The following is a 25,878-nucleotide window of genomic DNA, read 5'->3' on the forward strand; positions in this document are numbered from 1 at the left end:
ATGGACTAAGGGATCTAGTGGAGTACGGATAATATACTTCAGAAACTGAAACATTCAAGTTCCGTAACTTTCGATATGATACGAACTTTGCTAAAATCAAATAGCAAGCACCAATAAAAATACTGCAATCGATGCAATGCAGATCAAAGGAGGAAAGCCAGTGAAAGTATTACTGGATTTACGCTGGTTTTTTTCCGAGAGAAAAAAACAGTACAGCATAGGGATCACCGCGCTAATGATTGTCGCGTTACTGCAATTGGCACCCCCGAAAATCATCGGTTATATTGTCGATGCGGTGGCGAAAGATGAACTGACCGGAGCCATGCTGACACGCTGGATGATTATTCTGATTGTGGCAGGCGTCTTGATGTATGTCTTGCGTTATGTATGGCGTGTGATGATTTTCGGATCATCTGTGTACCTCGCGCGCGTCATGAGAGAACGGCTGTTTATACACTTCACACGCATGTCGCCTTCATTTTATCAGCGACGACGCGTAGGGGATTTGATGGCACACGCAACGAATGACATCAACGCAGTGCAGCAAACGGCAGGTACAGGAATTCTGACACTTTTTGATTCGATTTCGACAGGTGGATTCGTCATCCTCATGATGGGCTTTTCAATTAGTTGGAAATTAACGTTGATCGCCCTCGTGCCGATTCCCGTGATGATCATCCTGACGAGTTATTATGGACGATTATTACGTAGTCGATTCCGCGTAGCGCAGGAAGCATTTTCCGATTTGAACGACAAAGCACAAGAGAGTATTTCAGGTATCAAAGTGCTAAAGACGTTCGGTCAACAAAAGGAAGATGTTGAATCGTTCACGAGACGTTCGGAACAAGTTGTCAAGGAAAATATGCGTGTGGCGAAAGTCGATGCGCTGTTTGATCCGACGATTGCCGGAATTTTCGCGATCTCATATGTCCTATCCTTTTATTTCGGGACACGTTTTATTATGTCGGGTGAATTGTCAATCGGTGATTTGGTTGCGTTCACTTCCTATTTAGGACTTCTGACATGGCCGATGTTGGCGATTGGTTTCTTGTTCAATATCGTTGAACGAGGAAATGCGTCGTACAGCCGAATTCAAGATTTGCTTTCGGTTGAGCAAGGCATTCAAGATCGTCCGAATGCGGTGAGTCAATTACCGCACGGAGATATCGCCTTCGCTCTCGATACGTTCTCGTTCCCAGATGATAAGCGGGCATCGTTGCGCAATTTACACTTTACGATCAAGCAAGGGGAAACACTGGGCATTATCGGAAAGACCGGCTCAGGGAAAACCGCAATTCTCAAGTTATTAATGCGAGAATTCGAAGGGTATACAGGAACGATTACGTATGGTGGCATTCCGATCACGCGGTATAAGAAAGAATGTTTACGCCAAGCAATCGGTTATGTGCCACAAGACCATTTCTTGTTCTCGACGACACTCGGTGAAAATATTGCCTTTACGAACCCGAAGATTGATCCAGAGAAAATTGTGGCGGCTGCGAAATCCGCGCATATTCACGAGGACATTCTGACATTTGAAAAAGGCTACGAGACGATGGTTGGAGAACGTGGCGTGTCATTATCCGGTGGACAGCGTCAGCGTGTGTCGATTGCACGTGCGTTGCTTATGGATCCGGAGCTTTTATTGCTGGATGATTCATTATCCGCCGTCGATGCTCGGACAGAAGAAGCGATTCTTCGTTCATTGAAAGAAGAAAGAACGGGTAAGACGACTATCATTACGTCGCACCGCTTAAGTGCGATCCAGCACGCTCATCAGATTATTGTTCTTGATGAAGGTGAAGTCGTTGAAATTGGCGACCATGAAAGTTTAATCGCACAAAACGGAATATATAAAGAAATGTACGATCTGCAACAGCTAGAGTCGATCGTAGAGCAAGGAGGCGGCGCAGATGAATAACAAACAGAAGATGTCCGCCAGGGATCAGTTCAAAACATTCATGAGGCTAGCGAAATACGTCTTGCCGATGAAGAAAAGTGCACTGATCGCGACTCTATTATTGCTGTTGACGGTAACATCGACGATTCTTGGACCTTTAGTGATCCAACGATTCCTCGATGACTATGTCGTACCTCTAAACTTCCCAGCGAAAGAAGTATGGATTATTGCACTGATCTACATCGGACTACAACTCGTCAATATTGTCGGGTCGTATTTCCAAACACTGCGATTCCAAGAGCTCGCACTCGCGATCATCCAGCAAATCCGTATCGATGCGTTCTCGAAAGTTCAGAAGCTTGGACTGCGGTACTTCGATCAGACACCAGCTGGCGGAATCGTTTCACGTGTAACGAATGATACCGAATCAATCAAGGAAATGTTCGTCAGTGTGGCGGTTACGTTCATGCAGGCGATCTTCGGAATTGTTGGCGTCTACATTGCGCTCTTTACGCTAGACGGAAAACTCGCGCTCTATACGCTGATCCTGTTGCCGCTATTCCTCATTCTCGTATCGGTCTACCGCTATTACAGTGCAGACTTCTATCAAGATATCCGAGAACGGCTCAGTCAGTTGAATGCGAAAATCTCCGAGTCCTTATCCGGTATGGGCATGATTCAAGCCTTTCGCCAGGAGAAACGCTTGTCTGACGAGTTCATTGAAGTCAATGAAGGACATTACCGCGTCGGACTGCGAAATATTCGTTTCGATAGCTTGATGCTTGGGCCGTTTATCGACTTGATGTATGCCTTATCTATCGTGGCAGTACTGAGTTATTTCGGAACGGCATCGCTTACATCGGTCGTCGACGTCGGGATTATCTATGCGTTTACTACGTTGCTAAGACGTCTATTCCAGCCGATCAATCAAGTGATGCAACGTTTGTCGATGTTCCAACAAGCGATTGTATCTGCGTCACGAGTATTCGCGTTGATCGATAATCCGGAAATTGAACCGAAACAAAAAGCAGCATCTACACAAGAGATTCAAGAAGGTACGATCGAATTCCGTAATGTAACGTTCAGTTACGACGGCAAAAATGATGTACTAAAAGACATTTCCTTTACCGCGAATGCAGGCGAAACGGTCGCACTTGTCGGTCATACAGGAAGTGGAAAGAGTTCGATTATCAATCTATTCATGCGTTTCTATGAATACGAGCGCGGCGACATCTTCATTGATGGAGTATCGCTAAAGGACTATCCAATAGAAGAACTGCGGAAGAAAGTAGGACTCGTCCTGCAAGATCCATTTATGTTTTATGGTGATATCGCAAGCAACATCCGCCTGCATAACGAAGAGTTGACAGATGAAGACGTGCGAGAAGCTGCAGAGTTCGTCCAAGCCGATCACTTCATTGGAGAGTTGCCGAACGGTTATGAACAAAAAGTGACAGAACGCGGCTCGACATTATCAAGTGGTCAGCGTCAATTGATCGCGTTTGCGCGGACGATTGCGATGAATCCGAAAGTGCTCGTGCTGGATGAAGCGACAGCGAACATCGACACGGAAACAGAAGTCGCGATCCAAAAGAGTCTAGAGAAAATGCGCGAAGGACGTACGACGATTGCGATTGCTCACCGTCTAAGTACAATCGCCGATGCAGAATTAATTCTTGTACTCCACCACGGCGAAATTGTCGAGCGGGGAACACACGCAGAGTTACTTGCGCAAAAGGGATTGTATTACACAATGTACGAATTGCAGAATGGTACGCAAGATTAAGCACGCACGATTGTCAAAAAGATTTCACAATCTAATGAAGCGTAATCTAGCCTTTTGTTTGGTACGATAGAGTGGGAATGTTGGCGATTGCCGACATTCTACTTGTCCTACTGTTAAAGGAGGAATTTTGTTGGGGACGGATGTTAATATTTTCTTTGCGTTTGGAGCAGGTTTCCTGAGTTTTATTTCTCCATGCGTATTACCACTATACCCGGCCTTTATATCGTATATCACCGGCATGTCACTGGATGACCTCGGGGATAAGAAAAAGGGAATGAGCCGTGCAGGTATGCTGCATACGCTATTCTTTTTACTCGGATTCTCGATTGTATTTATTATCTTAGGATTCAGTACATCATTTATCGGATCGATTTTCTTACAATATCAAGATTTGATACGTCAGCTGGGTGCGATTTTCATCATTATCTTTGGATTGATGACGATTGGATTATTCAAACCGGAATTCCTTATGAAAGAGAAAAAATTGCAATTTAAGAATCGTCCTGCGGGTTATCTCGGTACCGCGCTGATCGGTCTAGCGTTTTCAGCTGGATGGCAGCCATGTATGGGGCCGATCATCGGCGCTATCATCTACCTAGCAGCAACTAATCCAGGATCTAGTATGTTGTATATGATGTTGTATGTACTCGGCTTTGCTATTCCTTTCTTCTTCTTGTCTTTCTTCATCACAAGAATTGGCTGGATTCGCAAACACAGTATGACCATTACCAAAGTCGGTGGTTACTTGATGATCATTTTCGGTATTATTCTGTTCTTCAACGGAATGGTCTATTTCACAAGTTTGTTAAGCCCGATATTTGGGGATTTCCAAGGATTTTAATTTAGTCTGGTAAGCAGAAAAGAGGTGTAGTATGAAAGAAATTACTTCTTTTGAAGAGTGGCAACATATATGGAAAGAGACGCCACAGTTTCTATTGTTCGTGAAGACCAATAATTGTTCCGTTTGTGAAGGACTTTACCCGCAGGTGGCGGAACTCGAAAGCGACTATCCTTTCGATTTTTATCGTGTTAACGCAGCGGAAGTTCCAGAAATGGCGGGACAGTTGTCACTCTTTACTGCGCCGGTCGTCTTATTATTTAACGAACAGAAAGAATTGACGCGTTTCGCACGAATCGTGCCAATGAATGAGTTGAAAAGACGCCTCGATGAGCTAGTGCAGTGGGGGAACGTAGATGAATAAGATACAAGAAATGATAGATTATGTTTTTACCACTATTCCTTCAATCTATTTGATTATCGGTTCAACGGTCGTCTTTCTCGTGATGACGACATTCGTCTACACGATGCGGGCGAAGGCGTCGAATAGGCCGATTCAGGCGAAGAAGATTATTTTACCGCCACTGTTCATGTCGACGGGAATGTTCATGTTCTTGTTCGACGAGTTCCAGGTGCCGTGGACGCAAGTAGTCGAAGCGAGTTTGGTTGGCGTGATATTTTCCACGTTCTTGATTTATACGACGAAGTTAGAGCTCAAGCATGACGGAATTTATTTGAAGAAGTCGAAGGCGTTTTTGATTATTCTGCTTAGCTTGCTGGTGATTCGCATGGTAGGTAAAATTGTGCTGAGTAACTCGATCGACGTCGGCGAGCTCGGCGGCATGTTCTTCATCCTAGCGTTCTCGATGATTCTGCCATGGCGGATCGGGATGCTGGTGAAGTATAAGATGCTTGAGAAGAATATGGTAATGAAGAAGTCGTCTTTGTGACGGCTTCTTTTTTTGTGCAATGGAAATGAAGGGGGAGAGGCTGGCGGTAGTTTTGGGGAGGGGATTTGTGCTTCGGAGGGGACGCTTTCCTAGAGGGCTCGCGGTGAGCCAACTGTTCGCTGCGCTCTCTTAGTTGTCTCGCCTGTCGAGCTGATCCTCTGGGAGTCGCCCCTCCTACGCGCCAATCCCTTGCAAAGTAAGTGGAACATACTTTTTGTTGTGCATTAAAGTTAGACTTATAATCTATTTTGAACTAGAACTAGAACTAGAAATAGAACTAGAACTAGAACTAGAACAAGTCAAGATACAACAATAATTCACGCATAGGCTCTAGTGAGTGATCTAAGTACTCACACTATCAACGTAGGATGGAAGCGGAAGCTGGCGGACGCTTTCCCATGACGTAGCCCCCTAACTCACTGAACTTATGAACTTGAACTTAATTACTCAAAACCAAAAAACAGGACGCCCCATCAATAGGGACGTCCTGTTTTTGCATAGTCACGTAAATAAGTGCTCATAAGGCTGAATATCAATTTCCATCTGCTTGAGCTTCTTGCGCAAGAAATTATGGTCGCGCTTCGGTGTAGCCAGAATATAGCCCTTGATAATATGATCAAATTCAATAGTTTTGGCACGGTCTTCTAACGCAATCTCGCCGATCTTGGCACCGATCTTCTGCTTCGCCACATCACGGAACAACTCCGGCACAGGCGTAACCAGTTCGTTGAGCATACTCTTCGCTTCATCATTCCATAAATGCAACGACTCGTTGACATAATGCTCTTCCCAATCCAACGTCGATTTTCCGTCTTCTTTCGGCAATACTTTCAGGAACTTCCGGAACATGAAGAATCCGCCGATAGCGAATAAGCCGATCATCACAATACCCCAAAATATAATAAACCACATAAATAGGTCTGGCACGGTTTTTTCACCTCTTCCATTCTATCTTCCATTATAAAAGCAATTGAGAAATATTTCACTACTAACGTATCCTTTTCGTCATTTGTCTCTATATAGCGGATGAAAGGAGGTGATAGACATGGCAGCAGGACTAGAATTCAGCCAGGCTACGGCAAAGGTTCACTTTAACGCAGGCGTAAACGAGAGAGGTCACTTCATTCGCAAGATTAAAACGTACAAATTCATCAACGACGACGCAACACCGGCGAATATGTACACCGCTTTGACACAACTTGCATCATTATCTAGCTATCCATTAATTCAGCTTGAGAAAGTTGTAACAGAAGATCTTCATAAATAAAACCGTAAAGGAGGAGAACGCACATGGCAAAAGTATTGGAATTGACATTCTTAACCGCGGCGAATAAACCGGTAAAGTTAACGGTAGACGAACCGTACACGGGTATTACGGAGGCACAAGTGGAAGCCGTTATGCAACAAGTGATCGCAAACAACATCTTCGTCATTGAAGAATCCCCGCTCGCCAAAATCAAAAGTGCGCGTATCATAGCGCGCGATACAGAAATGCTCGTGAATCGATAACACGCTGCCGGTTTTCAGTCTCGTACTGGAAGCCGGCTTTTTTATTGAATGAAAGGAGGAGTGGACAATGGAGAACTGGTTACAGCTTATACAAGATGTCGGATTCCCGATTTTCGTATCGTTCTATCTGCTACATCGATTGGAAGTCAAACTGGAAGCGATCCATGGCGTTCTCTCAGATATCAAAAACCGATAACTTCATAGGAACTTCATGAATCTGCCATGGTTTAGCCAAAATGGAAGACACCTTCACCTTGTATGACTTGTGAACTTTCGTTATGATAAAGTCATTAGTTAAAGGTGGGGGAATCGAATATGTATAAAAAGTTTTTAATACCGGTTACATTGATCTTTGTGCTGATGTTGAGTGCCTGTGGTGGCGGATTTAAACCAGATCATAAATACAAGGTGGATTCGTTTGAGTTTACCAATCAGAACAATGAAACAGTAACCGATAAAGATTTGGAAGGCTCCGTATGGCTGGCACAATTCGTCTTCACGAAGTGTACAACTGTTTGCCCACCTATGATGAGCAATATGGTCACGTTACAGGAAAAATTAATTGACAATAAGATCGAGGATTACAACATTGTGTCATTCAGTGTAGATCCAGACGTAGATACACCGGAAGAACTCGGAAAGTATCTCGACCTGTTCAGCGCGCCAGATGAAAGTAAATGGCAAATGCTGACAGGATACGATATGAAAACGATTGAAAAATTTGCAGCTTCATCGTTTAAGCAATTAGTAAAGCAAATTCCGAACGATGATCAAGTACTCCATGGCGTTTCATTTGGATTGGTCAATCAAAACAATGAAGTGGTAAAATTATATGGTGGGAACGAAGACGTACAATATGATACAATCGTAAAAGACATTAAAGCACTCATCAAAGAAGGCAAGTGATGAACGGAAGGGGTGAGGCAATGAAGAAATTAAAGAAGAAGAGGCTTAGTCGATCGGGACGCGTTATGGTCGCTTTTTTGGTTTTATTAGTTCCTGTTGCTGTCACACTCTTTACGATTTCTGCCATTCTTTGGGTGAATTTCGGAAAACACGACACGATTGCAGAAACGGCTACGGCATTATTTCATATTCAAGACCGCAAAACGGGAGAAGCTGTCCCACAGGAATTTATTCCAATCTATATCGCGGCGGCTGAAAAATACAGCATTCCTTGGACGTTGCTTGCGGCGCATCACCGTATAGAGACCAGGTTTTCCACGATGAAAACCGACGTCTCACCGGTTGGGGCAGAAGGGCCGATGCAGTTCATGCCATGCACCTTCGTCGGCTGGGACTATCCCGGCTGTAAGGAGTTAGGCAAGGGAGATATACCTGAACGGGACAAGATCGATCCAGCAGTAATCAAGGAGTACGGTGGCTATGGCGTCGATGCGAACGGTGACGGAATAGCCGATCCATTCGACATAGAAGACGCCATCTTCAGCGCAGCGCATTATCTGTCGGATAGCGGGGCGGCTGACGGCAATATAGAAAAAGCAGTGTTCAACTATAACCGCAGTGATCAGTATGTAGAAGATGTCTTATGGTACTACCATGAGTTTGAGGAGCAACGCCAAGCATCAGAAAAACAAGCGAAAAAATAAAACGCAGAGCCAACAACCGAACTTCGGTGGCTCTGCGTTTTTTAGTTTGTTGATGGAATGAGTGGGTCTATGAGCGGTTAAAGAAGCTGATAGAGCACTCGCGTAGCCAGATAGAGCGGTTAGCGGGGAGGATAGAGCGAAAATCGCGTGACATAGAGCGGTTATGGGATTCTAAGAGCGCTCAAGTGAATCTATGATCGCCTAGAGCGTTATAACGATCCAAGCGATTCATCCACGACGCAAAGTCGATCAACGTCACCTTCACATCTCCCAATCCCTCTGCTAAAACAAAAAAACGTGAAGCCCACCCAAAAGGTGACTCCACGTTTGATGTGTAAATTATGATGCTTTGCGCATACTCTTCATAATCAAGCTTACGATGAATACAAGTACAATCGCACCGATTAAAGCGGGTAAGAAATAGAAACTAGAGATCTGTGGACCCCATTCTCCTAATAGTGCACCACCAATCCATGCACCTACAATACCTGCAATGATGTTACCAATAATACCGCCGGGAATATCTCTACCTACAATAAGTCCAGCTAACCAACCAATGATACCTCCGATAATTAAGAACCATAAAAAGCTCATGTTGCTCATCTCCTTTTTTAGTATGTGACGTTATGTAGCTCTCGCTTAGTCTTTGTATTACCGACTTTTTCATACATCAAACATTTTTCGATAAAAAAAGTTCAGACAGGTGAAATTACCTGCTGAACTCATGATCAGTTTACTTGGCGATAACCGTTGCGCCTAGTGTGTTTTGGAAGTGCGAAAGCGCCCATTCGTGACCTGCTGGATTAAAACTTGCGACGCCTCCTTCATGAACAACTATCGTGTAACCGAGGTTGTACGCATCGACAGCGGTATGTAGAATACAAATATCCGTGCAGACACCCATGAGATGAATTTCGGTTATTCCGCGTGAACGCAATTGGATATCGAGGTTCGTTCCAGCAAATGCGCTGTAACGTGTTTTGTCCATCCAGATGATATCGTCTGAATGCTTCGTATACAGATCATGTAATTTACCATACAAGTGGCGGCCTTCCGTACCTCGGATATTATGAGGAGGGAATAGTGCACTTTCAGGATGATAAGGATCATCCACTTCATGCAGGTCATTGATGACGAATACCGGAAGCTTCTTTTCGACATACTCTTTTGTGACATCGACAATATACTCTTCAAGCGCGATGCCTGGATCACCGCAAGTGAGTGCACCATCTTCTGCAACGAAATCGACTGTGTAATCTACTACTAGCAAAGCTTTATTCATACAAATCCACTCCTTTTCTTCATTTTGTCATAGTGGCGGCTCGATGTCTAAACATATGTAAAGACACCGTAACAGTCATTATTTTCTACAAAGTTATAAATAAATAAAAACTATTCTAACATTTTATATAGGAAGTAAATGTAATTTATGTTGTTTTTATCGAAAAATAGAGGGCTATTTGAGAATCATATTAGCTAATTGAGAATTCTTAAGGATATTTTGATTAGTCATAAGATTTTCTTATGTGTACAGATAAATTATATGTATTTTACTATTGTTCTTTGGTATACTAAGATGGAGTAGAGGAAAGATGTAAACTTTTCATCTTTCAGTACATAAAGGGAGGAAACAATAAAATGGCAAAAAGCAACTTGCATAATAGCCGTCAGTCTTTCACAGTAAACGACAAGACGTATAACTACTACCGTTTGAAAGCTTTAGAAGAAGCAGGACTAACAAAAGTATCTAAACTTCCTTATTCTGTAAGAGTATTACTAGAATCAGTACTTCGTCAACACGACGGATACGTAATCAAGGACGACCATGTTGAAGATTTAGCTAAATGGGGCACTGTACAAAACGCAGACGCTGAAGTTCCATTCAAACCTTCACGCGTAATTCTACAAGACTTCACAGGAGTTCCTGTTGTAGTAGACTTGGCTTCATTGCGTTCTGCAATGAATGAACTAGGTGGAGATCCAAACGAGATCAACCCTGAAATTCCAGTGGATCTAGTAATTGACCACTCGGTACAAGTAGATAGCTATGGTACGCCACAAGCTCTACAAATGAACATGGAACTTGAATTCGAACGTAATGCTGAGCGTTACCAGTTCCTAAGCTGGGCACAAAAAGCATATGATAACTACCGTGCAGTACCACCTGCTACAGGTATCGTTCACCAAGTAAACCTTGAATATCTTGCAAACGTTGTTCACGCTGTTGAAAACGAAGATGGATCATTCGAAACATACCCAGATACATTAGTTGGAACGGACTCCCACACAACAATGATCAACGGTATCGGCGTACTTGGATGGGGCGTTGGTGGTATCGAAGCTGAAGCAGGAATGCTTGGACAACCTTCATACTTCCCAATTCCAGAAGTTATCGGTGTAAAATTGGTTGGAGATCTTCCAGACGGAACAACTGCAACTGACTTAGCGCTTAAAGTAACTCAAATCCTTCGTGCACAAGGTGTTGTAGGTAAATTTGTTGAGTTCTTCGGCCCTGGCGTTTCTAAATTGCCACTTGCTGACCGTGCGACAATCGCAAACATGGCGCCTGAATATGGGGCTACTTGTGGATTCTTCCCGGTTGACGAAGAGTCACTTAACTATATGCGCTTAACAGGCCGCGACGAAGAACACATTGCAGTAGTGAAGCAATACTTGATCGAAAACGATATGTTCTTCACTCCTGAAAAGGAAGAGCCGACATTCACTAAAGTTGTAGAAATCAACCTTAGCGATATCGCTGCAAACCTTTCAGGTCCAAAACGTCCACAAGACTTGATTCCATTGACTGAAATGCAACAGTCTTTCAAAGACGCAGTTGTAGCTCCAGAAGGAACACAAGGCTTTGGCTTAACACCAAAAGAGCTTGAGAAAAAAGGCACAATTAAGTTCGAAGACGGACGTAAAGTTGAGCTTAAAACGGGTGACGTTGCGATCGCAGCTATCACTTCTTGTACAAACACATCTAACCCTTACGTAATGTTAGCGGCTGGATTGGTTGCGAAGAAGGCTGTTGAAAAAGGACTTACACCTCCTGCATACGTTAAAACTTCATTGGCGCCAGGTTCAAAAGTTGTTACTGGCTACTTGAACGAATCAGGTCTATCTGAGTACTTAGATACAATCGGATTCAACACAGTTGGTTACGGATGTACTACATGTATCGGTAACTCGGGTCCATTGCTTCCAGAGATCGAAAAAACAATTGGTGAAGAAGATCTTCTAGTTACATCTGTCCTTTCAGGTAACCGTAACTTTGAAGGACGCGTACACCCATTCGTTAAAGCGAACTACTTGGCTTCACCTCCACTAGTTGTGGCATACGCATTAGCTGGAACAGTGAACATTGACTTCGCAAAAGATCCAATCGGAACGGATAAAGACGGTAAAGACGTATTCTTCAAGGACATCTGGCCTACTACACAAGAAGTCAACGATGTATTGAACGCTACAGTTACACCTGAATTGTTCCGTAAAGAATATGCTCGCGTATTCACTGAAAACGAAGCATGGAACGCAATTGAAACAACTGATGATTCTCTATACGATTTCGATGAGTCTTCAACATATATTCAAAACCCACCGTTCTTCGAAAACCTTTCGAAAGAACCTGCGGACATCGAGCAGCTTAAAGGCTTGCGTGTAATCGGTAAGTTCGGTGATTCTATCACGACTGACCACATTTCACCTGCTGGCGCTATCGGTTTGAACACACCTGCTGGAATCTACTTGCGTGAAAATGGCGTTGAGCCACGTAACTTCAACTCGTACGGTTCACGTCGTGGTAACCACGAAGTCATGATGCGCGGAACGTTTGCGAACATTCGTATTCGTAACCAAATCGCAGCTGGCACTGAAGGTGGATTCACTACGTACTGGCCAAACAAAGAAGTTATGCCGATCTATGATGCAGCTATGAAGTATCAAGAAGACGGTACGGGTCTAGCTATCCTTGGTGGTAAAGACTACGGAATGGGTTCTTCACGTGACTGGGCAGCAAAAGGTACAAACTTGCTTGGTATCAAAACAGTTATCGTAGAAAGCTTCGAACGTATTCACCGTTCTAACCTAGTGATGATGGGTGTACTTCCACTTCAGTTCATCAATGGTGAAAACGTTGAGTCTCTAGGCTTAACTGGTGAAGAAGAAATCTGTGTTAATATCGCTGAAGGCGTAAAACCACGTTCAATCCTTAAAGTAGTAGCGAAAGCTCCAGACGGCAAGGAAACTGAATTTGAAGTACTAGCACGTTTCGACTCTGAAGTTGAAGTGGACTACTACCGTCACGGCGGAATCCTTCAAATGGTTCTACGTAATAAATTAGCAGCAAAGTAATAAGAAATAGATGAAGATGCCCGGCTTAGCCGGGCATCTTTTTTTGCGTTTTCATCGGCTTAGTGAGGGCAATCGCGGTTGCCGCTCATAGATTCGGTCGAGTGCTCATAGAAACGCGTAAGTGCTCTATGACGACCGTTAATCGCTCTATCAAGACCCCTAGTCGCTCATAGACACACGACAAGCGATCATAGAGACCCCGCAACCGCTCATAGCCTACCACACATCACGCGTCTCATTTTATCTAAAGTTCACATAGCTAAAGAGTATAACTAAGTCAGTCACTAACTAATTTCTCCACATATCACAATGTCTATCACAAGCAATCCACTTTCCCGTTCGCTATACTAGACCATGAGGTGATCACATGTTTACCAGTGAAAAAGAAATTGAAGTACGCTACGCAGAAACCGATCAAATGGGCGTCGTCTACCATGCCAACTACTTAGTTTGGATGGAAATTGGCCGTACCACGTTGATCAAAGACTTGGGATACGAATACGCACAGCTAGAGCGCGAAGGCTACCTATCGCCCGTGACGGAGCTGTCCGTGAAGTACAAGACGTCCATTACATACGGCGAGACCATTACAGTCAAAACATGGGTGGAGTCGCACGGCAAGCTCCGTACGGTTTACGGTTATGAAATCCTACACGCCGACGGATCGATTGCTGCAACAGCCGTTTCCGAGCACGTAGTAGTAAAAAAGACAGCTTCCGCCCAGTATCAATGCGTAAAATTCATCCGGAGTGGGACGCTATGTACACGAAGATTCAGCGAGTGGAAGGCTAATGGCGTTCGGAATTGATCGACAGCAATTAAGAGAGTGGAAGCATGCGGTAAAGTGTGGAGAAATAGCATTTTTGACACATTACTGGCTAGATGACCGTTTCCCAACCGTCAATACAGTCACAAAAGCAGGTTGCAGTGATGTCGAAAAGCTCATAAAGTGGGGAAAACAATACGGTTTGCAGCCTGAATGGATCCATGCACGCGAAGAATATCCACATTTCGACCTTCTAGGAGAGCGGCAAGTGGATATTTTGAAGCAAGAAGGGCAATTACACCAATTAACACGATTAAAAAATGGTAAGCATAACTCATTATAAGAGTTGTGCTTACCATTTTAATTATGCTACGTGATAGTCAAAGGCTATTTCGTCAGTTGATGAGTTCATATCGATATACAAATCATGCCCATCAAAGAACCAAACATCGTGTTCTTCTACATAATAATGAACACCATTTATGACGTTTTCGAACGCTAATTCGTCAGGATCTTCTTTCGTAAGCCCCATGGAGAAACCTTCGTGTAACTTACTAGAGCCACCATAACGTGCGTAAAACTTTATATAATCGCCTGAAGAAACATCCATTTCTTCTTCAAACCACTGTATTGCTTGTTCGGACAGGTGAATTTTCATGCCGTAAACATCCTTTCCAGTAGAGTACCTATAGCCATTTCACTTTCGGTTCAGTTCCGTTTTTAATTCGACTAATATTATCGCGGTGACGGTAAAAAATGAAGAAGCCCATCAGTGAGACGACTAAAAATAAATACAGGTCGCCGCCCATAAAATAATAAATGAGACAGTAAATCGGTCCCAATACGGATACGATGATGGATGTTAACGATACCATCTTCGTTAGTTTTAACGCAATCAAAAACGTAATGACGACCAATAAAAATATAGGCCAATTATAGCCAAGTAATACACCACCTGAAGTGGCAACTGCTTTTCCGCCTCGAAGTCCTGCGAAAATAGGGAAGATGTGGCCGAGCACTGCAACGATTCCAAGAAGTAATGGATGAATCGCTGTGTCGTGGAAAAATGGTACTAGCGGCAAGAGGACGGCTGCTGTTCCTTTGAGAATATCTAGCAATGTCACGACGATGCCGGCTTTTTTCCCGAGCACGCGAAATGTATTTGTTGCCCCCATGTTTCCACTGCCATGCTGTCTAACGTCAGTTCCATAAAAAAGCTTGCCGATCCATAGTGCGGAAGGGATCGAACCGAGCAAATAGGCTGCCAGAATGATCAAGTAATTTTCCATAGTGAACCCCTTTATGCATGATAAAATATTTTAGTATAAGTGTAGCAGATGCATAAGTTCTGGACAATAATAGAATTCTAGAGGAAGATGAAGAATAGACGAAAAGCGGAATTTCCGTTTAAATCGTTCAGAACGTTGTCACGGTTTGCTCGTTGCATTCCGTACATTTCTTCTATACAATAGGTTGAGCTGAAACAAAACGTTGATTTGACAAGGTTTATCAGAAGATGTATGATTAAAATAACAGAACATTTGTTTGACGGGGGTTTCATTTTGACGAAACAGAAAATACAAAATACGTATGATGATAGTTCCATTCAAATTTTAGAGGGCTTAGAAGCAGTACGAAAAAGACCCGGAATGTATATCGGTTCGACTGATACGAGAGGACTTCACCACTTAGTCTACGAAATCGTCGATAACTCAGTGGATGAGGCGCTAGCTGGCTTCGGTAATGAAATTGATGTCACGATCCATAAAGACGGCAGTGTGAGTGTGCGAGATTACGGGCGCGGTATGCCAACGGGTAACCACGAGTCGGGCAAGCCAACTGCTGAAGTCATCATGACCGTTTTGCACGCGGGCGGAAAGTTCGGTCAAGGCGGCTATAAAACGAGTGGTGGATTGCACGGCGTAGGGGCATCCGTTGTCAATGCGTTATCCGAGTGGCTAGAAGTGACGATCTATCGTGAAGGCAAGAAATTTCTTCAGCGCTTTGAAAATGGAGGAAAACCGGTCACGACGCTTGAAGAAATCGGTAAAACGAAAGAAACCGGCACGACGATTCATTTCAAACCGGATACGACGATCTTCTCTACGATTAAATATCAATATGACACACTGGCAGAAAGATTGCGTGAGTCCGCTTTTCTATTGAAAGGTTTAAAGATTACGCTAAAAGAAGAAAGCACGGATAAACAAGATATTTTCCATTACGAATCCGGTATTGAAGCGTTTGTTGCGTATTTGAATGAAGAAAAAGAAGTCTTGCATGAAGTAGCGTATCTAGAAGGCGAAGTCGACGGCATTGAAGTCGAGTTTGCGTTCCAGTTCAGCGACGGTTATGCCGAGACGATTCTTTCATTCGTCAACAACGTCCGGACAAAAGACGGTGGAACGCATGAAACCGGTGCGAAAGCTGCAATGACACGTGTCGTCAATGAATACGCACGTAAAGCAGGATTGTTGAAGGAAAAAGATAAGAATCTTGATGGCTCCGATATTCGCGAAGGGATTGCAGCCATTGTTTCCGTCCGTATTCCAGAAGAAATCTTGCAGTTTGAAGGTCAAACGAAAGGAAAACTCGGTACGAGCGAAGCACGAACGGTGACAGATGCCGTCATTTCGCAAAAAATGCTGTATTTCCTTGAAGAAAATGCGGAACTGAGCGCAAACCTTGTCCGTAAAGCGATCCGTGCGCATCAAGCACGTGAAGCTGCACGAAAAGCGCGTGAAGATGCGCGTTCAGGCAAGAAGCGGAAAAAATCCGATACATTGTTGTCGGGTAAATTATCTCCGGCGCAATCACGTAACGCAGCAAAGAATGAATTATATCTCGTGGAAGGTGACTCAGCGGGCGGTTCGGCAAAACAAGGACGTGATCGTACGTTCCAAGCGATTTTGCCGTTGCGTGGTAAAGTCATCAATACAGAAAAAGCGAAACTTGAAGATATCATGAAAAATGAAGAAATTAACACGATCATCCATGCAGTTGGTGGTGGAGTCGGTGCGGATTTCCAAATTGAAGATGCTGCGTACGATAAAGTCATTATTATGACCGATGCCGATACCGATGGTGCACACATTCAAGTGTTGCTATTGACGTTCTTCTATCGCTATATGAAACCGTTAATTGAAGCGGGTAAAGTGTATATCGCACTGCCACCTTTATTCAAAGTATTTAAAGGGACCGGTAAAAGTGAAAAGCTTGCTTATGCGTGGACAGATGACGATCTTGCAGGGGCTATCGAAAAAGTCGGTAAAGGCTATATGCTTCAGCGCTACAAAGGTCTTGGTGAGATGAACGCCGATCAATTATGGGAAACGACAATGGATCCGTCAACACGGACATTAATTCGAGTAACGATTGAAGACGGAGCAAAATCCGAGCGTCGCGTGACCACATTGATGGGTGATAAAGTGGAGCCACGTCGTAAATGGATCGAAGAAAACGTCGATTTCGGTTTGATTGAAGAACATAATATTTTAGACAATGCATTTATACATGTTGAGGGGGATACGGAATGACACAGTCAGAAACGTTTCAAGATCTGCCCTTGGAAGAAGTAATTGGTGATCGTTTTGGGCGTTATAGTAAATACATTATTCAGGACCGTGCGATTCCAGATGCACGGGACGGATTAAAGCCAGTGCAACGTCGTATTTTGTATGCGATGTTCCACGAAGGCAATACACATGAAAAAGCGTTCCGTAAGTCCGCGAAAACGGTCGGTAACGTCATCGGTAACTATCATCCACACGGTGATACATCCGTTTATGACGCGATGGTCCGGATGAGTCAGTCATGGAAACTGCGTCATGAAATGGTGGACATGCAAGGAAATAACGGTTCGGTCGACGGAGACTCCGCGGCTGCAATGCGTTATACCGAAGCACGTTTATCCGCTATTGCGAGTGAAATGCTGCGCGATATTCGCAAAGAAACGGTCGATTTTGCGTTTAACTTCGATGACACGGAACTCGAGCCTACCGTCTTACCGGGACGTTTTCCGAACTTATTGGTCAACGGCAGTACAGGTATTTCCGCAGGATATGCAACCGATATTCCACCTCACGCATTGCATGAAGTCATCGATGCGGTCTTGATGCGCTTAAAGAAGCCGGATGTCAGCGTAGATGAGCTGATGACGGTTATTCCGGGACCAGACTTCCCGACAGGCGCGATTATCCAAGGAACAGACGGAATCCGCACAGCCTATAAGACAGGAAAAGGCCGTTTCATCATTCGTGCATTATGGGAAATCGAGCAATTAAAAGCCGGTAAATCTCAAATCGTCATCACGGAAATTCCGTATGACGTCAATAAAGCAAATTTGGTCAAGAAGATGGATGAACTGCGCCATGATCGTCGATTGGATGGCATCGCGGAAATTCGTGATGAATCCGACCGTACCGGAATGCGTATTGTTGTCGAGTTGAAGAAAGAAATGGACGGCACTGCGATCATGCAATACTTGTTGAAGCATACCGATCTACAGATCACATACAACTTCAATATGATCGCCATTGCGGGCAGACGTCCGATGCTAATGTCTCTTCCAATGCTTCTTGACGCGTATATCGATCACCAAAAAGACGTCATTACACGACGTTCTACTTTTGATATTCGTAAAGCTAAAGATCGATTACATATCGTAGACGGCTTAATGAAAGCTTTATCCATTCTCGATGAAGTCATTAAGACCATTCGCGCGTCAAAAGATAAAAAAGATGCAAAAATGAACTTAATCAATGCGTATGAATTTACGGAAGTTCAAGCAGAAGCCATCGTTTCATTGCAACTTTATCGACTGACGAATACGGATATTACAGAATTAAAGCGTGAAGAAGAAGAATTGCGCAATTTAATTGAAGAATTAGAAGCGATTCTTGCAAGCGAAGCGAAGCTGAAATCCGTGTTGGTAAAGGAAATCAAAGCGATCCGCAAGCAGTTTGCCGAACCACGTCGTTCCGTAATTGAAGAAAAAATCGAAGAGCTAAAAGTAGATCTTGATATCCTGATTCCGAGCGAAGAAGTCATGGTATCCGTCACAAAAAGTGGTTATGTCAAGCGCACAAGCATGCGTTCATACTCCGCGTCTGCTGGCAAAGGCCAAGAAATGAAGGAGTCCGACTATACTCTATTCGAATCTGCGATGAATACACAGCATCACTTGCTGTTGTTCACGTCATTCGGTAACTACATCTACCAACCGGTCCACGAGCTTCCTGAGATACGCTGGCGTGATTTAGGACAGCATATATCGAGTATCGCGGGACTCGAGCCAGGCGAAGAGCTAGTAGACGTCATTGGGCTAGAGAAATTCGACGAAACAAGCAGCATTTTAACTGCGTCTTCCAATGGAAACGTAAAAATATCCAAATTGATCGATTACCAAGTACAGCGTTTTAACCGTTCATTCAAAGCAATGAACGTTAAAAAAGACGATCGACTAGTCGGTGCACGGATTGTTACAGGCGAAGAAGACGTATTATTAGTAAGTAAACAAGCCTATGCCCTACGATTCGCGCTGTCAGAACTCGCCATTACCGGCATCCGTACCGGCGGCGTTAAAGGAATCAATCTGAAAGCCGACGACGCACTCGTGGCGTTTGAAGTCATTACACCACAAACGCGGAATATCTTTATTGCTACACAGCGTGGATCAGTGAAGCGAATGAATATTTCTGAGTTTGAAGTGAGTTCTAGAGCACTTAGAGGCGTAACGGTTGTAAAAGAATTGAAGTCTAATCCACATCGAGTGATTGCGATGAAGACGGTGAAAGACGATGAGGAAATGGTTTTGTTGACGACACGGAATCACAATATAGAAATCGATCCGATGTCGTTGAAGAACACAACCCGTCAGTCGACAGGCAGTGCTGTCGTAGATGAGGCGAAGGACGGCAAGATTGTGCAAGTTTCTACGGTGAAAAAAGAACGTAAATAAGTTTCATAAACATAGAGTTGTCCGCTAGTCGTTATATCCGACTGGCTGGGCAGCTCTTTTTTGCGTTCCATACAGGAAAAAAGCGGTGATCTTTCTTCCATGTCGTGGTGATCTCGCATAGAAGTCGGGTGTATCTATTCTAGTCAGAAAATAATGAGAATGAAAAACACTGTATTCCCAATGCTTCATCAGGACGTCTTCAAACTTATCCAGTGCTAATAACATTAATTACTTAATCTCAAAAAAGTAAAAATAGTAAAAGACAGGCTTTGCTATGATTTGATACAAGTTAGACAAACAACTAGCAGATATGAGAGTGGAGAGGTGAAGAGTATATGAAATTGATAAATGAAGAGGTTGTATCGAACTTAGAATTGGATCCATTATTCCATCCACGTACGATTGCGGTTTTAGGAACTTCCGAGAATCCAAATAAAATTGGATACTTGCAGCTAAAGGCGCTACTTGACGGAGGGTTTGCAGGAGATATTTACCCGATCCATCGCAGTGCGCAGCAAATTGCAGATTTGACGTGTTACCCAAGTGTTAAGGATGTACCGAATACAGTAGATTTAGCTATTCTCTGTGTGGGGATCGACCAAGTGGAAAAATGTTTGATCGAGTGCGGTGAAAGCGGTGTCAAAGCGGCAATCGTCTTCGCTTCAGGCTATTCCGAAATTGGGGAAGCGGGTCTAGTAGCTCAACAACGTCTAAAAGACATTTCCGACAAGTACAATATCCGCATTATCGGACCGAACTGTGTCGGCTTACTCAATACAACGAATGGGTTGATGGGAACTTTCTCGCCAGGATTGACGAATATGCCGTTGAATAAAAAGCGTGAAGCAGGCTTCGTCACACAAAGTGGAGCGTTCGGCGTGTTGACGTATATCGCCGCTGCCCAGCAAGGTTTAACGTTCAACTATTTTGTCAGTGTTGGTAATGAAGCTGACGTAGGCTTTGCGGACGTCATGGAATACATGCTGCATGACCCGAACACGACAATCGCAACCGGCTATCTCGAAGGAGAGAAAAATCCTGAGAAGTTACGCAAGCTAGCGAAATTCGCACTCGAGATCAACAAACCAATGGTCATCATGAAATCAGGACGAAGCAGTGCAGGCAGTCGAGCCGCAGCGTCTCACACAGGTTCACTAGCGGGTGCCGATCAAGTATATGACGGATTCTTCAAACAAACCGGTATTGTTCGAGTGGAAGATTACGTAGACATTATTTCTTTCTCTAAGCTATTCATGTCGAAGAAGACACCGAAAGGAAGAAATGCGGTCATCATTACGAGCTCCGGCGGAAGAGGAATCAACGAAGCCGATCGCTGTGAATCATACGGGTTGAACATTCATCCGCTAAGCGATCAAGTGAAAAAAGAAATCGAGAAAAACATTCCTAGTTATGCAAGCGCTTCCAACCCGATTGATCTGACTGCAGCGGCATCGATTACTCATCCCGAGCTATTTATTGAACCATTGAAAGTGCTCGTCAACGATCCCGACACAGACATCATCATCTTCTCCGAATTCCCAATGGGCTGGGATGAAAACACGCCCGAGTTACAAGAATTTGTGCAGCTTTGCGAGAACTCCGATAAGTTCGTTCTAGTGACGACATTCCCACTTGAAGGCATGTCCGTTCCTAAAGGTGTCGGTTATTTAGAAGATCACGGTATCGCGTTCGTTAGAGGTGATATGAACCCGATCCGCTCACTTGCCAAGCTCGTTGAATATAGAGAAACCTACGAGAAAGCTAAAGAACAGCGAATGCAAGCGGAACCTAAGAAAATCAATAAAAAGAATATCCGCCACTTATTACTAGAAAACCAGACGTTAAGTGAGTCGCAGTCAAGCGAAATCTTGAACGAATACGGAATTCGGACAGCAAAACGCGCAATCGCACAATCTGCTGAAGAAGCGGTACGGTTTGCGGACAATATCGGCTATCCTGTCGTGTTGAAAATCGATTCACCTGACATTCCGCATAAGACGGAAGTAGACGGTATTCGCTTGAACGTACAAAACGCGGAAGAAGTCAGAAAAGCGTATGACGAAGTGTATCAAAATGCTACACGAAACTGTCCAACCGCCACTATTCACGGTGTGTCCATACAAGAAATGTTAGCTGAAGGCGTGGAGGTCATTGTAGGCGTTACGAATGATCCGACATTCGGTCCGGTTATCATGTTCGGTCTCGGTGGTGTATTCGTTGAAGTGTTCAAAGATGTATCATTCCGCGTCGCACCGATCACGAGACAAGATGCGATCGACAAAATGGAAAGTCTCAAAGGCTATGAACTATTAAAAGGTGTACGAAATAAAAAGCCCGTCGACCGAGAAGCAATCATCGACGTGTTGCTGAAAGTGTCCGAATTGATTCAAGATTATCCGAATGAAATACAGGAAATCGATATCAATCCGCTCATCGTGTACGAAAACGGCATTGTAGCGGCAGATGCATTGATTATTACAAAGTAACTCATGAGGAGGATGGAAAATGGACTTAGATCAAAATGTCATTGGCTTAACGAGTAATGAATACGTCTTTGAAGTAGAACGACGACATGTCGGTCAATTCGCTGCGGCGATTGGCGACGATCATCCACTTTATACAGACGAAGAGTACGCCAAGCAATCGGCTTACGCAGGACTGATAGTACCGCCGACATTCCCGATCGCGATGAATGACGGCGAGACGGAAATGCCACTCGATCTCGACCAGCGCAGAATGTTGCACGGCGAGCAGGAATTCCTGTACTACAAGCCAATCCGCATTGGAGACCGACTGCGTTGCCAGATCAAAGTAAGCGATCTGTATGACAAAGAAGGCAAAAGCGGAAAGATGCAGTTTTTGAAGCTCGATACGGAAATGAAAGATGAAACGGGCGAACTTGTTTGTATTAGCCGCATGAATATCGTCTATCGCTCACTAGCGAACTAATGGAGGGACCTCATATGATCAAAGATTGGGTGTTGGAAGAACTAACTGTAGATCAGAAACTTGAACCGATGGTGAAGCCACCGATTACGAAAGTACAGCTCGCCCAATATGCAGGTGCATCCGGAGATTTTAACACGTTGCACCTCGACGATGACTTCGCAAAAAAAATCGGCATGGACGGTGTCATTGCACACGGTATGCTCGTAATGGGTTTCCTTGGTGAGTACGTCATGAAAATTGCCGGCCAGGAAGCACGCGTCGCAAATTTAAAAATGCGTTTCGGCAAAATGACAGTACCAGGTGACGAAATTCGTTGCTCAGGTGTAGTGGAACGAACATACGAAGAAGAGGGCAAGCGATGTATCGCGCTTGAACTGACTGCCGAGAAAGTATCCGGAGAAGTCGTCGGATCAGGGAGCGCCATCTTGCAATTAACGTAAAAGCTATCGTGAAATAGGAGGAATATGACTATGGGAACTATTAAAGACCGCTACGCCATTGTAGGCGTAGGAGAGAGCGAACGCTCAAGAAAATCGGGAACAACGCCTCTTCATTTAGCACTCGATGCTGCAAGAGTCGCGATAAAAGATGCAGGTTTGAAAGCGACGGACATCGACGGATTCATGAACTATAACGAAGGAGATTCTTGTACTTCCCATCAACTGGCAACGTATCTCGGTGTACGACCGAAATACGTCAAAGATATCCAAGGTGGCGGAGCGAGTACTGAGATGCTGATTGCGGATGCCGTGGCGCTCATTGAAGCGGGGCAGCTCAATACCGTATTGATCTATCGTTCATTAAACGGAAGCTCAGGAACACGTGTAGGACGCGGCTATGACCCAGATATGCTTCAAGGTGCACTGGCTGGCGGGAGCTTCGTCATTCCGTATGGTTCAGCGAGTCCGTCACAATGGTTCGGTATGTATGCGACGCGTCACATGCATGAAACGGGTATTACGAAAGAGCATCTCGGACATGTGTGCTTGAGTTTCTATGAGCATGCACAGCGTAATCCAAAAGCTTTCTTACACGGTAAGCCGTTAACGATGGAAACATATCTTGCTACACCGGATATTAGTTCGCCATTTAATATCCATGATTCGTGCCTCGAGCTAGATGAAGGCAATGCGATCATCGTGACGTCTGCAGAAAAAGCGAAAGACTGCACGTCAAAACCCGTCTATATTATGGGAATGTCCGCACGCCAATGTCATCCGCACGTACACTACTGGAATGACATCGACCAAGTCGCTTCGGATTATGTAGCGAAAGAACTTTATGAAAATGCGGGTGTAACTCCAGACGATATCGACGTGGCGTCGATCTATGACTGTTTCAGCTGGGTCGTAATGCGCCAGCTTGAAGCCTATGGGTTCGCAAAGCGAGGAGAAGTAGGAGATTTTGTTGCAGAAGGTAATTTGAAGATTGGCGGAAAATTGCCAACTAACACAGCGGGTGGCATGTTATCCGAAGGCTATACGCACGGAATGAATAATGCGATTGAAATCGTTAGACAGCTGCGCCACGACTATGAAGGAACCGACCGCCAAGTAGAAGATTGCAAGATCGGTATTTGTACCGGTTGGGCTGGACCGGATATTGCAGGCGCTATGATCTTACGAAACTAGGAGGAATCACTATGACACAAGCAACGACAGCATACCAAAAACCCATTCCATTGAAAGATATAGATAATGCCCCGTACTGGGATGCAGCAGACAACCATCAATTGGCACTGCAAAAATGTGAGGACTGTAATGCTTATTCACAACCACCAGGCCCTACGTGCGCAAAGTGCGGAAGTGAAAATGTCCGCTTTGAACAGTTAGGTGACGATATAACAGCGACAGTCTATTCATACGTCGTGTCCTACCGTCCATTCCTGCCGGGCTTCCAAGATGAATTGCCGACCATCATCGCACTCGGACAGCTCGATCAAGTACCGGAAGTGAAAATTATGTGCAACATTTTACAGTGTGAGGAAAAGGACTTGGAGATCGGCATGCCAATCCGCATGACATGGATTGATATTACGGAAGACCGTGCATTGCCACAGTGGATTCCAAGCACGAACTGATCGATAGACGACATAGAAAGGATGAGCGAGTATGGATTTCTCTTTCACGAAAAAAGAAGAAAAATTTAGAGCTGAATTACGAACGTGGCTCGAGGCCAACCTTCCTGAAGGCTGGCTAGAAGGCAAGCGAGACTTACCGGAAGATCTCGATGAATACTCCCGCGTATTACGCGCATGGCAAAATACATTGTACGAAGGTGGATGGGCAGCGATCGCGTGGCCTAAAGAATACGGTGGACGCAACGCCAGCTTGATGGAAGAGATCATCTATCATCAAGAGATGGTGCGCGTGAAAGCACCGCCACTCATTAACTATATCGGGATCCACATGGTAGGTCCTACGTTGATCGACATCGGCACTGATGAACAAAAAGAAAGATATTTGAAGAACATCTTAACAGGGGAAGAAATTTGGTGTCAGGGCTATTCAGAGCCGGGCGCAGGGTCGGATTTAACGGGACTTAAAACACGTGCCGTAAAAGACGGTGATCGTTGGCTCATTAATGGTCAGAAAGTCTGGACAAGTTTTGGTCACGTGGCGGATAAATGCTTCTTGCTGACGAGAACGAGTACGCATCCAGAGAAGAAACACCGCGGTATTACCGTATTCATGATGGATATGCACCAGCCAGGCGTCGAAACGCTTCCGATTGTTCAGATGGATGGAGAGTCAGAATTTAACGAAGTGTATATGACAGATGCTGTAGCGACAGATGCAGATATCGTTGGACAAGTGGACTCAGGCTGGCATGTATTGATTGCCTTAATGCTCCATGAACGTACAGGGATCGGCGCAGAACTATTTACACTCGAAAAACAATTCAACGATACGGTGGAACTGGCACAGCAGTATAAAGTAAATGGCCGTCCATTAATCGAAAATCCAGCAGTTAGACAGAAATTGGCGAATTTCTATGCCCGCGTGCGTGGATCGCTACTCAATTACTATAAAAACTTAACAACGACGATCAAGAACGGTCAACCAGGTGCAGAAACGTCTATCGATAAATTGGTCGTTACGGAGCTACATCAAGCACTTTCTGCATTTGCAGTGGAAATTCAAGGACACCAAGGTGTGTTATTGGATAAGGATGCTGTAGCGGATCCGAAGTGGCAGCATTTATTCCTCGCTTCATTCGGACAGACAATTGGTGGCGGTACGAGTGAAGTGCAACGCAATACGATTGGCGAGCGGGTACTCGGATTACCAAAAGACATGGGACGTTAATAGATGTGGA

Annotated in this window: 25 protein-coding genes and 1 pseudogene; 21 read left to right on the plus strand and 5 right to left on the minus strand. The window is 44.4% G+C overall.

Annotated features, from left to right (window positions below; translation table 11 throughout):
* Positions 1 to 160: 160 nt before the first annotated feature.
* From SporoP32a_RS00840 to SporoP32a_RS00860, 5 genes are all read left to right on the plus strand, one after another.
* Complete coding sequence (locus tag SporoP32a_RS00840) at positions 161 to 1,921, plus strand: ABC transporter ATP-binding protein (protein WP_085426178.1); 1,761 nt, start codon at positions 161 to 163, stop codon at positions 1,919 to 1,921.
* Positions 1,914 to 3,686, plus strand: coding sequence for an ABC transporter ATP-binding protein (locus SporoP32a_RS00845; RefSeq protein WP_085426179.1), 1,773 nt, complete (start codon positions 1,914 to 1,916; stop codon positions 3,684 to 3,686). Before SporoP32a_RS00840 ends, SporoP32a_RS00845 begins: the two co-directional genes overlap by 8 nt.
* A 130-nt stretch (positions 3,687 to 3,816) precedes the next feature.
* Positions 3,817 to 4,527, plus strand: a complete 711-nt coding sequence (locus SporoP32a_RS00850; RefSeq protein ID WP_085426180.1) for a cytochrome c biogenesis CcdA family protein — start codon at positions 3,817 to 3,819, stop codon at positions 4,525 to 4,527.
* 31 nt (positions 4,528 to 4,558) lie between these two features.
* Positions 4,559 to 4,888: a thioredoxin family protein gene (locus SporoP32a_RS00855; protein WP_085426181.1), complete on the plus strand. Its 330-nt coding sequence runs from the start codon at positions 4,559 to 4,561 to the stop codon at positions 4,886 to 4,888.
* Entirely contained in the window at positions 4,881 to 5,414 is a 534-nt protein-coding gene (locus SporoP32a_RS00860) for a CcdC family protein (RefSeq protein ID WP_085426182.1), read from the plus strand. The genes SporoP32a_RS00855 and SporoP32a_RS00860 overlap by 8 nt, the downstream gene beginning before the upstream one ends.
* A gap of 501 nt (positions 5,415 to 5,915) precedes the next feature.
* On the opposite strand, the gene SporoP32a_RS00865 is transcribed toward SporoP32a_RS00860, so the two are convergent.
* Positions 5,916 to 6,326, minus strand: a complete 411-nt coding sequence (locus SporoP32a_RS00865; RefSeq protein ID WP_085133516.1) for a DUF2621 domain-containing protein — start codon at positions 6,324 to 6,326, stop codon at positions 5,916 to 5,918.
* Between the two features lie 133 nt (positions 6,327 to 6,459).
* Here SporoP32a_RS00865 and SporoP32a_RS00870 point away from each other — a divergent pair, with 133 nt between their 5' ends.
* The 5 genes from SporoP32a_RS00870 (at position 6,460) to SporoP32a_RS00890 (ending at position 8,533) form a co-directional block, all read left to right on the plus strand.
* Positions 6,460 to 6,681: a DUF1659 domain-containing protein gene (locus SporoP32a_RS00870; RefSeq protein WP_085426183.1), complete on the plus strand. Its 222-nt coding sequence runs from the start codon at positions 6,460 to 6,462 to the stop codon at positions 6,679 to 6,681.
* 23 nt (positions 6,682 to 6,704) lie between these two features.
* Positions 6,705 to 6,923, plus strand: a complete 219-nt coding sequence (locus tag SporoP32a_RS00875) for a DUF2922 domain-containing protein (RefSeq protein WP_085426184.1) — start codon at positions 6,705 to 6,707, stop codon at positions 6,921 to 6,923.
* A gap of 67 nt (positions 6,924 to 6,990) precedes the next feature.
* Positions 6,991 to 7,119 carry a YvrJ family protein gene (locus tag SporoP32a_RS00880; protein ID WP_085426185.1) on the plus strand — a complete coding sequence of 43 codons (129 nt, stop codon included), beginning with the start codon at positions 6,991 to 6,993 and terminating at the stop codon, positions 7,117 to 7,119.
* A gap of 119 nt (positions 7,120 to 7,238) precedes the next feature.
* Positions 7,239 to 7,829, plus strand: coding sequence for an SCO family protein (locus SporoP32a_RS00885; RefSeq protein ID WP_085426186.1), 591 nt, complete (start codon positions 7,239 to 7,241; stop codon positions 7,827 to 7,829).
* Positions 7,829 to 8,533, plus strand: a complete 705-nt coding sequence (locus tag SporoP32a_RS00890; RefSeq protein ID WP_232319563.1) for a lytic transglycosylase domain-containing protein — start codon at positions 7,829 to 7,831, stop codon at positions 8,531 to 8,533. Before SporoP32a_RS00885 ends, SporoP32a_RS00890 begins: the two co-directional genes overlap by 1 nt.
* A gap of 339 nt (positions 8,534 to 8,872) precedes the next feature.
* On the opposite strand, the gene SporoP32a_RS00895 is transcribed toward SporoP32a_RS00890, so the two are convergent.
* Both SporoP32a_RS00895 and SporoP32a_RS00900 read right to left on the minus strand, forming a co-directional pair.
* Complete coding sequence (locus SporoP32a_RS00895) at positions 8,873 to 9,127, minus strand: GlsB/YeaQ/YmgE family stress response membrane protein (RefSeq protein ID WP_085426187.1); 255 nt, start codon at positions 9,125 to 9,127, stop codon at positions 8,873 to 8,875.
* A gap of 139 nt (positions 9,128 to 9,266) precedes the next feature.
* Positions 9,267 to 9,815: a cysteine hydrolase family protein gene (locus SporoP32a_RS00900; protein ID WP_085426188.1), complete on the minus strand. Its 549-nt coding sequence runs from the start codon at positions 9,813 to 9,815 to the stop codon at positions 9,267 to 9,269.
* A gap of 356 nt (positions 9,816 to 10,171) precedes the next feature.
* Here SporoP32a_RS00900 and acnA point away from each other — a divergent pair, with 356 nt between their 5' ends.
* The 3 genes and pseudogenes from acnA to SporoP32a_RS00915 all read left to right on the plus strand — a co-directional run bounded on the left by acnA (position 10,172) and on the right by SporoP32a_RS00915 (position 13,995).
* Positions 10,172 to 12,886 (plus strand): aconitate hydratase AcnA, encoded by a 2,715-nt coding sequence (gene acnA / locus SporoP32a_RS00905; protein WP_085426189.1) that lies wholly within the window; start codon positions 10,172 to 10,174, stop codon positions 12,884 to 12,886.
* Between the two features lie 367 nt (positions 12,887 to 13,253).
* Positions 13,254 to 13,678 (plus strand): annotated as a pseudogene (locus tag SporoP32a_RS00910) (acyl-CoA thioesterase).
* Positions 13,678 to 13,995 (plus strand): hypothetical protein, encoded by a 318-nt coding sequence (locus tag SporoP32a_RS00915; protein WP_085426190.1) that lies wholly within the window; start codon positions 13,678 to 13,680, stop codon positions 13,993 to 13,995. Before SporoP32a_RS00910 ends, SporoP32a_RS00915 begins: the two are co-directional and overlap by 1 nt.
* 21 nt (positions 13,996 to 14,016) lie before the next feature.
* Here the strand turns inward: SporoP32a_RS00915 and SporoP32a_RS00920 are convergent, their stop codons facing one another.
* Both SporoP32a_RS00920 and plsY read right to left on the minus strand, forming a co-directional pair.
* Positions 14,017 to 14,310: a HesB/YadR/YfhF family protein gene (locus SporoP32a_RS00920; protein ID WP_085426191.1), complete on the minus strand. Its 294-nt coding sequence runs from the start codon at positions 14,308 to 14,310 to the stop codon at positions 14,017 to 14,019.
* Between the two features lie 28 nt (positions 14,311 to 14,338).
* On the minus strand, positions 14,339 to 14,941 hold the full coding sequence (gene plsY, locus SporoP32a_RS00925) for a glycerol-3-phosphate 1-O-acyltransferase PlsY (RefSeq protein ID WP_085426192.1): 603 nt from the start codon (positions 14,939 to 14,941) through the stop codon (positions 14,339 to 14,341).
* A 231-nt stretch (positions 14,942 to 15,172) separates the two neighbouring features.
* On the opposite strand from plsY, the gene parE reads away from it, so the two are divergent.
* From parE to SporoP32a_RS00965, 8 genes are all read left to right on the plus strand, one after another.
* The gene (parE, locus tag SporoP32a_RS00930; RefSeq protein ID WP_232319564.1) at positions 15,173 to 17,188 is read left to right on the plus strand and encodes a DNA topoisomerase IV subunit B; all 2,016 of its coding nucleotides are present in this window, start codon (positions 15,173 to 15,175) and stop codon (positions 17,186 to 17,188) included.
* The gene (gene parC, locus SporoP32a_RS00935; protein WP_085426194.1) at positions 17,185 to 19,611 is read left to right on the plus strand and encodes a DNA topoisomerase IV subunit A; all 2,427 of its coding nucleotides are present in this window, start codon (positions 17,185 to 17,187) and stop codon (positions 19,609 to 19,611) included. The genes parE and parC overlap by 4 nt, the downstream gene beginning before the upstream one ends.
* A 335-nt stretch (positions 19,612 to 19,946) precedes the next feature.
* Positions 19,947 to 22,097, plus strand: a complete 2,151-nt coding sequence (locus tag SporoP32a_RS00940; RefSeq protein WP_085426195.1) for an acetate--CoA ligase family protein — start codon at positions 19,947 to 19,949, stop codon at positions 22,095 to 22,097.
* A 19-nt stretch (positions 22,098 to 22,116) separates the two neighbouring features.
* A complete protein-coding gene (locus tag SporoP32a_RS00945; protein WP_085426196.1) occupies positions 22,117 to 22,560 on the plus strand; it encodes a MaoC family dehydratase N-terminal domain-containing protein in 444 nt (147 codons plus the stop codon).
* A gap of 14 nt (positions 22,561 to 22,574) precedes the next feature.
* Positions 22,575 to 23,000, plus strand: coding sequence for a MaoC/PaaZ C-terminal domain-containing protein (locus tag SporoP32a_RS00950; RefSeq protein ID WP_085426197.1), 426 nt, complete (start codon positions 22,575 to 22,577; stop codon positions 22,998 to 23,000).
* A 30-nt stretch (positions 23,001 to 23,030) separates the two neighbouring features.
* Positions 23,031 to 24,191: a thiolase C-terminal domain-containing protein gene (locus SporoP32a_RS00955; RefSeq protein ID WP_085426198.1), complete on the plus strand. Its 1,161-nt coding sequence runs from the start codon at positions 23,031 to 23,033 to the stop codon at positions 24,189 to 24,191.
* An 11-nt stretch (positions 24,192 to 24,202) separates the two neighbouring features.
* A complete protein-coding gene (locus tag SporoP32a_RS00960; protein WP_085426199.1) occupies positions 24,203 to 24,640 on the plus strand; it encodes a Zn-ribbon domain-containing OB-fold protein in 438 nt (145 codons plus the stop codon).
* 31 nt (positions 24,641 to 24,671) lie between these two features.
* On the plus strand, positions 24,672 to 25,868 hold the full coding sequence (locus tag SporoP32a_RS00965; protein ID WP_085426200.1) for an acyl-CoA dehydrogenase family protein: 1,197 nt from the start codon (positions 24,672 to 24,674) through the stop codon (positions 25,866 to 25,868).
* The last annotated feature ends 10 nt before the right edge of the window (positions 25,869 to 25,878 follow it).

The organism is Sporosarcina ureae, assembly GCF_002109325.1.
In the GTDB taxonomy this organism is placed as follows: Bacteria; Bacillota; Bacilli; order Bacillales_A; family Planococcaceae; genus Sporosarcina; species Sporosarcina ureae_C.